4 protein-coding genes are annotated in these 9,428 nt (G+C 43.5%); all 4 read left to right on the forward strand.

All coding sequences use genetic code 11. The features are described 5' to 3' along the window. The first annotated feature begins 89 nt into the window (after positions 1-89). The 4 genes from Q5691_RS16505 (at position 90) to Q5691_RS16520 (ending at position 9,300) form a co-directional block, all read left to right on the forward strand. Positions 90-1,502: an ABC transporter ATP-binding protein gene (locus tag Q5691_RS16505; protein WP_333345679.1), complete on the forward strand. Its 1,413-nt coding sequence runs from the start codon at positions 90-92 to the stop codon at positions 1,500-1,502. A gap of 15 nt (positions 1,503-1,517) precedes the next feature. Beyond that, a complete protein-coding gene (locus tag Q5691_RS16510; protein WP_333345681.1) occupies positions 1,518-3,038 on the forward strand; it encodes a methyltransferase in 1,521 nt (506 codons plus the stop codon). Positions 3,039-3,084: 46 nt separating this feature from the next. Continuing rightward, complete coding sequence (locus Q5691_RS16515) at positions 3,085-8,433, forward strand: glycosyltransferase (RefSeq protein ID WP_333345683.1); 5,349 nt, start codon at positions 3,085-3,087, stop codon at positions 8,431-8,433. Between the two features lie 138 nt (positions 8,434-8,571). Further along, positions 8,572-9,300, forward strand: a complete 729-nt coding sequence (locus Q5691_RS16520) for a class I SAM-dependent methyltransferase (protein WP_333345686.1) — start codon at positions 8,572-8,574, stop codon at positions 9,298-9,300. Positions 9,301-9,428: the final 128 nt, after the last annotated feature.

The raw sequence follows: 9,428 nt of genomic DNA on the forward strand, positions 1-9,428 counted from the left end.
CTAAAATCGATTGTGCTGTAAATATGTTTGAGATTTCAAGTCAATCTAAAATCTAAAACCTAAAATCTAAAATCGATTGACTGCCGCCAATGACAGAAAATGTAATTTCACTAAAAAATGTTTCCAAATGCTTTAAGCGGTACGATCGTCCAGGAGACCGCTTAAAGGAAATTATTTACCCCAGCAAAAAACTGGCTGACGAATTTTGGGCCCTACACGACATCAATCTGGAAATTCCTCAAGGACAAACTCTGGGAATCGTCGGTCGCAATGGTTCGGGAAAAAGCACTCTCCTGCAAATAATTGTAGGGACGCTGACTCCTACAACAGGAAGCGTCGATGTTAAAGGCCGAGTATCCGCTTTGTTAGAACTCGGAAGCGGGTTTAACCCGGAATTTACTGGGCGACAAAATGTGTTTTTTAACGCTCAGTTACTGGGATTTAATCAAAAAGAAACTGAAGAAAAGTTTGACGATATAGCTGCTTTTGCTGATATTGGCGATTTCATTGAACAGCCAGTCAAAACTTATTCTAGCGGTATGTTTGTCAGGCTAGCTTTTGCCGTTGCGACTAGCGTAGAGCCAGATATTTTGGTGGTTGACGAAGCTCTTTCGGTGGGCGACGAAGCTTTTCAACGCAAGTGTTTTGCCCGCTTGCAAAGCATTCAGGAAGGTGGCGGAACCATTTTATTTGTTTCTCATGCTGCTACTTCTGTGGTGCAACTTTGTACCTCGGCGATTTTAATGGATAGCGGTGAATTGCTGCTCGCTCACACGCCGAAGGTGGTAATTTCTAAGTATCAAAAGCTGATTTATGCCGATCCGGATCAGGTTTTGGGGTTGAAGTCAGATATTCGAGCTCTGAACCAACTGACAAAACAGGAAAGTCAAGACCAGCTTCAGGATGCTAATTTAGAAAGTACAAAGAGGGAAGTTAAACCGGAGCACCATCTCTCTAAACCCCAGGAATATTACGATGAATTTTACGATCCAGGGATGATACCGTCGAATACGGTAAGGTATCCGTCTCGTGGAGCGGAAATTATCAACCCCCACATCGAGACGCTGAAGGGGAATGTGGTAAATCACTTGCTCGGTCGTCAAGATTATATTTATACTTACTCTGTCACTTTTTCGCGGTCAACTTCTAAAGTTAGGTTTGGAATGTTGATTAAAACAATTAGTGGTTTTGAGTTGGCGGGTGCTTCTTTGAAGGCTTCTACTCAGTCAGTTAGGTATGTGGAAGCGGGAACGACAATTGTAGTAAAGTTTCATTTTAAATGTTTGCTGAATCCGGGTGTTTATTTTCTGAATGCTGGGGTTGTGGGAACGGTAGATGGAGATTTAACTTATCTGGATCGCTGCGTTGATGTGGCGATGTTTAGAGTTCAGTCTTGTACTGAGTCCTGCGGTAACGGCATCGTTGACTTGCTGATCGAACCGTGTTTAACTGTTGTTAATGCTGATACTCTAGTGAAAGAGCAGTCCACAGAGGTTATCTAAAATTCTGTAAAAACAATGAGCGATATCAATTTAGATTTAGTAGAAAATTCCGTAATCAAAGCATTTATTCAAGATCAAGCTAAGTTTCCCGAAAAATTTAAACTGAATATCTGCGAAGACGATGAAATGTATTTGTTCAGCTTGAACAACGTCAAAGACGATCGCGATCGCGCTTTGGTGCGCTATTACTCGATCGGGCGCCGCATCTTGGATACGGTTAAACAAGTTGTGGAATGGCATTTTGGCAGTTTTGAAAAGGTACCCTCTTTTCTAGATTTTGCCTGTGGTTACGGTCGATTTACCAGATTTTTGATTCAGGAAATACCGCCGGAACAAATTTGGGTTTCTGATATTTATGCTAATGCGGTTAAGTTTCAAACTGAATACTTGGGCGTCAACGGTATTGTCTCAACTGGGAAACCAGAAAATTATTTAATTGACCGCAAGTTTGACTGCATTCTGGCTAATTCTTTTTTCAGCCATATGCCGGAAAGAACTTTTACAAGTTGGTTGCAAAATTTGTACGATTTGTTGACTCCTAACGGCATTTTGATGTTCAGCGTTCACGATGAGTGTTTGCGCCTAGCGAATATAGAAATGCCGGCCAATGGTATTTTGTTTAGTCCTCAAAGCGAAAGCCAGTCTTTAGATAAGGAGGAATACGGCACAACTTATGTAACTGAAAAGTTTGTGAGAGAATGTGTCGAGCGAGTTAGCGGAGGCAAAGCTTTTGTTCACCGCATCAAAAAAGGCATCTGCAGATTTCAGGATTTGTATGTTGTCACAAATGAGCTAGTTAGAGATTTTTCGGAGTTGAATTTCAATCACCACCCAGAAGGATATATTGATGTTGCTGCTTTTACGAATAAGGAGAATTTGTATCTGGAAGGATGGGTGGCTGATGTGAATCTCGATGGTCGAATTGAGGAGCTGCAAGTGCTGGTAAACGGCGAGGTTGTACAGAGGTGCGAGCCTTTTTACGATCGCCCTGATGTGGCTGGATATTTTGAAACTGATGGGGCTTTGCAGTCGGGTTGGAGCTGTTATTTACCCAAAAACACTATAGGATTGCAGGATGTGTTGATAGTCAAAGCAATCAATAACTATGGTTGGGAATGGATTCTGGAAACTTGCACTGTTAAATCGCTGATCAACCAAAGACAATCGCAGTCTTTATTGGGTTCTACTCAGACAAAACTTCAATTACTTGAGACTCAGTTAGAGTCGGCTAGGATAGAATGGGAGCAAAATCAAAGTAAGTTAATGATTACTCACACAAAGTTGGAAGAATCTCAAACAAATTTGCAAGAAACTCAAACTCAATTAATTTCAGCTCAAATGCAATTGGAGCAAACTCAAAATCAGTTAGTATCTGTGCAAACGCAGTTAGAGAAAACGGAAAATCAGCTAATTAATCTCAAGCAAGAACTAGAGCAAGCGAAGTGTCGGGTTTTGGCAATGGAAAGCAGCAAGTTCTGGAAGATTAGAAGCGCGTGGTTTCAAGTCAGGCGCTCCCTGGGCTTAGCGGGAGATTAGTGAGTAAATTTGGTTGGTGTGGGTATTAGGGCGAGGGAGATAAATTGTGAGTACAAATGACAGCAAACCGTCGGTTTTTATTGTTACCGGAATGCACCGTTCCGGTACGTCTTTAACAGCTTCTTTGTTTCAGAAAGTTGGGGTTGATATTGGCAAAAAGTTAGTGGGCCCGGCCGACGGAAATGTGAAAGGTCATTTCGAGAATGTTGATTTTGTGGAGTTTCACAAAAGTGTTTTGCGATCGCACGGTATTGATGAACTCGGATGTACGTTTGAAAAAACGATTCCGGTAGCACCAGAATACGTGGAAATCGCCAAAAGGGCGATCGACCAAAATCAACTTCCTCACAAACATTGGGGTTGGAAAGACCCGCGAACAGCCCTTTTTTGGGATTTTTGGCTGACTTTACTCCCCGAAGCTAATTTTATCTGTGTTTATCGATCGCCCTGGGAGGTAGTCGATTCCCTTTACCGCCGGGGAACCGATGTCAGCTTGCTGCAAAATCCCGAAATGGCAGTAAAAATGTGGATTCACTACAATCAAAAAGTTTTAGAACTTTACGAACGTTTCCCCCATCGCTGTCTCCTAGCCAACGTTTACCCCATCGGCAACACTCCTGAACTTTTCCTCGATCGAGTCAACGAAAAATTTAACGTTAACTTAGGTGCGATACCGGGCGACAATTTTGAAGAATCTTTATTAGTCAACGATATTGTCAAAAGTCACAGACCGAGTTTAATAGAAAAATATTTTCCCGAAGCATTAGAACTATATCAACTTTTGGAAACCCAAGCTAGCAATCTTAGCAGCGAATCGCAAGATGCGATCGATCAAGTTATTCATTTCCCAGCCTCTCCAGTCTGGCCATTTGAAGATTGGCTAAAAATCCGATTGCTGGAAAAACAGCAAAAAACCAGCTCTTCCGAACTCAAACAGTGGCAAGAACAATTTCACCAGGCTCAGGCGAAAGTGTTGGGATTAGAGACAGAATTAGGAGCAACTCAAGTACAGCTTGCAGGCAAAGAATCAAATTTTCAAGAAGCTTTAGCAAAACTCCTCGGATTAGAAACAGAATTAGGACAAACTCAGGTACAGCTTGCAGGCAAAGAAGCGCAATTTCAAGAAGCTTTAACAAAAGTCTTAAAATTAGAAGCAGAATTAGGGCAAACTCAGGTACAGCTTTCAGGCAAAGAATCGCAATTTCAAGAAGCGTTAGCGAAACTCCTGGGATTAGAAACAGAATTAGGACAAACTCAGGTACAGCTTGCCGGCAAAGAATCGCAATTTCAAACAGCTTTAGCGAAAGTATTAGAATTAGAAGCCGAATTAGGGCAAACTCAGGTGCAATTTGAAGAGACTGAATTTATATTGCAGCAAAAGTTAGCTGAGTTAATTCAGCTAGAAACAGCACAAAGTCAAAATCAGGAAAGATTAAAGGATACTCTGGAAAAATTAGAACACTCCCGCCAGGAAAATGAAAAAATTCGGGTAGAACTGGCTATAATTCAGTCTTCAATAGGGTGGCAAGTGAGAAAAAAGTTGTGGGAAGTTCAGCGCAAAATCCGCGACTTATTCCCTAAATTTATTTTTTCGTTAGATCAACCCACTACTTGGCAAGTTTGTGATTCCAACCTGCTAATTGTCGGCTGGGTTTTTAACCAAAAAAGAGAGACTACAGCAGTCCGCGTCAGAATTAAAGACCAGAGTTTCCTAGGCGTTTACGGCATAGAGAGAAGTGATATAGCGCTAGCACACTCTAATATTCCCGCTGCGAAGAAATCTGGTTTTACAATTCAATTGGAAGCGCCTGCTGGACGACACGAAGTGCTACTGGAAGCCCAAGACGATCGAGGTAAATGGCATCTTTTGGCAGCTTATCCGTTGTTAGTTTCAACGATTCAAGCATCGTTAGATGTACCGGTGGTGTGGGAACAGCGTCAGGGCCAAATTTTGTTTGCAGGTTGGTGCTGCCACCACGATCGCAAAATTGCTAAATTAAGCTTGTTGTGCGGCGATACTTCTGTAGAATGCGCCTACGGTTTACGACGAAAAGATGTCGGGGAAGTGTTTCCCGACTGGGTTAACAGTTCCGAAAGCGGTTTTGAGGCCCTTGTCGATTTGCCGCCAGGGGAATGGCACGTTTCTCTGCAAGCTGAGTTAGAAACCGGGGAAATTTTGTTTTTTCAAGCGCCCAAAAAATTGACAGTGCGGCGCTACCATATCTGGCAGCGAAGTGCAGATAAATTTGAGGAGTTATCAAGGTTTACAGCCGCAATTCAGCAGCGGGCCAGGGAAAGAAAACAGCGTCTTGGTAGAATTGTGCCCTTGCCCTGGGAAATTGTGAAAGTGCTCCGCCAGTTGGGGAAGATTTATCGGCAGCAAAAACAGTTTAGTGCGCCGGGAGATTTACTGCCACCGGCGGGTTTTGTGGTGCCTCAACCCATTGATAGATATGACGCATGGCTGGAGGTGAATCAATGGAACGATCGCGCGCGCGATTATTTGATTTCTCGGTTAAAATCCTGCCGGGAACCGCTGCCAAAAATTTCCGTGGTGATGCCAGTTTACAATCCGCAGATAGATTTTCTCGAAAGTGCGATCGACAGTGTAATCAATCAAGTTTATCCAAACTGGGAACTCTGCATTGCCGATGATTGCAGCACCGAATTTACTGTTGCTGAAAATTTGAAAAGCTGGGTGCAAAAGGACGATCGTATCCGCATCACATTTCGTACCGAAAACGGCAACATCAGCGCAGCAACCAACAGCGCCGCCGCCCTCGCAACAGGCGACATCATCCTGTTTTTAGACAACGACGACGAACTCACTCCCGACGCATTAGGCGAAGTCGCCCTATATTTTGCCTCACATCCAGCTACCGATTTTCTCTATTCCGACGACGACAAAATCGACACTAAAGGTCGCCGATTCGCCCCGCAATTCAAACCGGAATGGTCGCCGGAACTGCTGCTTTCCTATATGTATCTCGGTCATTTGTGCGCTGTCAGAAAACACATTTTTGAAGAAATAGGCGGTTTACGGATAGGTTTTGAAGGCTCGCAAGATTACGATTTTGCCTTGAGAGCCACCGAAATTTCTCGCCACGTCGCCCACCTGCCGCTAGTGCTGTATCACTGGCGAACCGCACCCGGTTCTACCGCCATATCTGGGGCCGCGAAACCCGCCAGTTTTTCCGCAGGTCAAAAAGCCATTCAAGACGCACTAAACCGCCGCCAAATTAACGGAAATGTCGCTCAACACGCATGGGCGATTAAAGAAAATTTGGGGATATTTGCCCAGGATTTCCCGGATAACGGCCCATCAGTAACGGTAATTATTCCTACTAAAAATCAGCTCAAATTGCTGAAAGCCTGTCTGGATTCTCTACAAACTACAACATACAAAAATTATCAAGTTGCCGTCATTGACAACGAAAGCGACGACCCGAAAACTCTGGAATACTTAAAGGAATTAAGTTGCCAAGTTTTGCGGATAAAAAATCCTGGCGGCAAGTTTAGTTTTGCAGCAATTAACAACCGCGCTGCGGAACAAGTTGACAGCGAATATGTGTTGTTTTTGAACAACGATACTGAAGTAATTAACCCGCGCTGGCTGAGTCAAATGGTGGGATACGCTCAAATCGCAGGCGTGGGTGCAGTCGGCGCGCGGCTGTTATATCCCGACGGCAGAATTCAGCACGCGGGCGTAATTCACGGGCTGCATCACGGTTTGGCTGGTCATGCTTTTAAGCTGATGGACAAGAATAATCGAGGCTATCTTTCTCAAGCGATGGTAACGCGAAATTACTCTGCGGTAACAGCCGCTTGCACGATTACTCCGCGTCAATTGTTCTTAGAATTGGGCGGTTTTGATGAGGATAATTTTGCTGTTGCTTACAATGATGCAGATTACGGATACCGATTGTTAGAACGCGGTTATCGGTGCGTATATTGTCCCGATGCGGAGTTGTTGCATAAAGAGGGAACTTCTAGGGGTTTTACCGACAATCCTCAAGAAGTGGCGGCTTTTAGGCGCAAGTATGCGGGGAAAAATGACAGTTTTTACAGTCCTCACTTGTCTTTAGAAGATGAGTATTTTCATATTCAACCTCGACGGGTTTTTATGAAGGAAGAAGGTTCGGCAACGGATTTTGTAACGGATGTAACGGATGTAACGGATAATGAAGAAGTAAAATTTAATAATTCTGGTTTGTTGGTAGCAAAAGCAGAGAATTTGATTCATCCTATCAGAGTTTTGATGTGCAGCAATTCGCTGGATTTTACGGGGGCACCGCTGCATCAGTACGAAATCGCGGTGAAATTGGCGGCAGAGGGTGTGATTAAGCCGATCGTACTTTGCGTAACAGACGGGCCCCTGCGTCAAGCTTACGAACAGCAGGGAATTGAAGTAATTGTGCGCGATAATCCTCTCGAACACATCTATCAGCGCGATGCTTATGATGAAGCCATCCGCAGTTTTAGCACAGAAATTGCCAGTTTAAAAGTAGATGCAATTTATGCCAATACTTTAGAAAACTTTTTTGTAGTTGATGCCGCGCGGCAACTCGGAACTCCTACAGTGTGGAACGTGCACGAAAGCGAACCTTGGCAAACTTATTTTAACAGGTTTGGTTCGGAGATTGCGGCGAGAGCTTTAGAGTGTTTTCGCTTTCCTTACAAAGTGATTTTTGTGGCAGATGCCACGCGGGACAGGTATTTGCCTCTCAACAGCCACCACAATTTTACGGTGATTCACAACGGCTTAGATTTGAGCAAATTGGAAAATTCGGAGAATTCTGAATTGGCTAGAAAAAGTTTAGGTGTTGCGGCGGAAGATGTGGTAATTTTGCTGCTGGGAACGGTATGCGAACGCAAAGGACAGCAGGATTTAGTTAAGGCACTTTCACTTTTACCTGATAAATGGCACAATAAAATTAGGTGTTTTATTGTGGGCGATCGCCCTAGTATTTACAGCAATAAGTTAGCCGAGTTGGCGGGGGAATTACCAGAAGAGTTGCGGCAAAGGGTGACAGTAGTCCCGGAAACTGGGGAGACGGGAAAATATTACAAAGCTGCTGATATTTTTGTTTGCACTTCTCGCGTCGAAAGCTTTCCCAGAGTGATTTTGGAGGCGATGGTATGCGATTTGCCAATTGTTACATCGCCGGTTTTTGGAATTAAAGAACAAGTGCGGCCTGGAATTAATGGTTTGTTTTATACGCCCGATCGCCCGGACGAATTAGTTGCAGCTTTGATTAGTTTACTGGAGGATAAATCTTTGCGGCAGCAGTTAGCTGAAAACGCTAAATATGTCTTGGCTTCACTTAATACTTTTGAGGAAATGACTCAAGCTTATGCAGAGATTTTCTGCGAAGCATATTTCAGCCGTCATTAGTCATTTTACAGTGCCAGCGTCCCCGCCAGTGAAGGGCAGTAACTCACCTCCTAAACTTTTGGCAGGATTTAATATAATTTGCCAAAAATTACGGAACATATTGAAAATTGAGCCATCAATACTATAAAATAATCAAAAATGAACGATGATAAAATGACCGATCGCCCAAGAGTAGATTATGAAAGGGCCTGGGACAGTTACGCCCAACAGTGGCAAAAAACTAATGCCGAACTTGCCCATATTGGCGACGAATGGATAGGTAAAGCTGCCGGTGCCGCCAACTCCTTAGCCGAATACGAAGCGCTGATAGAACAGCAATTTATTGCACCGTACATCAAAAAAGAACATACGGTTTTAGAAATTGGTATCGGCGGGGGAAAAACTGGTTCGCTGCTGCTGAAATATTGCGATCGACTAATTTGTGCCGACATTTCCAGTCAAATGCTGCAAGCGGCGCGATCGCGCTTGGGAGACGATCGCGTTTCTTACGTCAAACTCGACGGTTTAACATTAGACGGCATCGCTCCAAGTTCAGCCGATGTCTGCTTTTGTTACGATACAATGGTACACGTAGAGCCGGTAGATATATTCAACTACCTGACTCGAATTCCCAAACTGCTGCAGGGCGATCGAATTTGCGTGTTTCACCACACAAATATTTTTAGCGAATTAGGGTGGCAAAAATTCGCCAGCGAGTGGGACAAAAACTTGCTAGGACACAGAGACGGCACAGCATTTTCAGTTATGACTGATACAATTATGGAAAGATTTCTCCATCATTTAAACTATGAAATCATCCTGAAAAATACATCTTCAGTACCGCGAGATTGTGTCTGGATCTGCAAAGCACCAACACCCAATGAATAAAATTAAAGCTTTTTAGCCGCCTCAAAATATTTTATTCCAACTAACAACAGTCAACAGTCAATCGATTTTAGATTTTAGATTTTAGATTTTAGATTGTTATCAGTCAACAGTCAACAGTCAACAGTCAA

Source organism: Microcoleus sp. w1-18aA5 (assembly GCF_036701705.1).
Taxonomy (GTDB): domain Bacteria; phylum Cyanobacteriota; class Cyanobacteriia; order Cyanobacteriales; family Microcoleaceae; genus Microcoleus.

What these genes read in the sequence shown, in the direction of transcription:
- Q5691_RS16505 (WP_333345679.1), top strand. Translation starts at nt 90, where the DNA reads ATGACAGAAAATGTAATTTCACTAAAAAATGTTTCCAAATGCTTTAAG.
- Q5691_RS16510 (WP_333345681.1), top strand. Translation starts at nt 1,518, where the DNA reads ATGAGCGATATCAATTTAGATTTAGTAGAAAATTCCGTAATCAAAGCA.
- Q5691_RS16520 (WP_333345686.1), top strand. Translation starts at nt 8,572, where the DNA reads ATGAACGATGATAAAATGACCGATCGCCCAAGAGTAGATTATGAAAGG.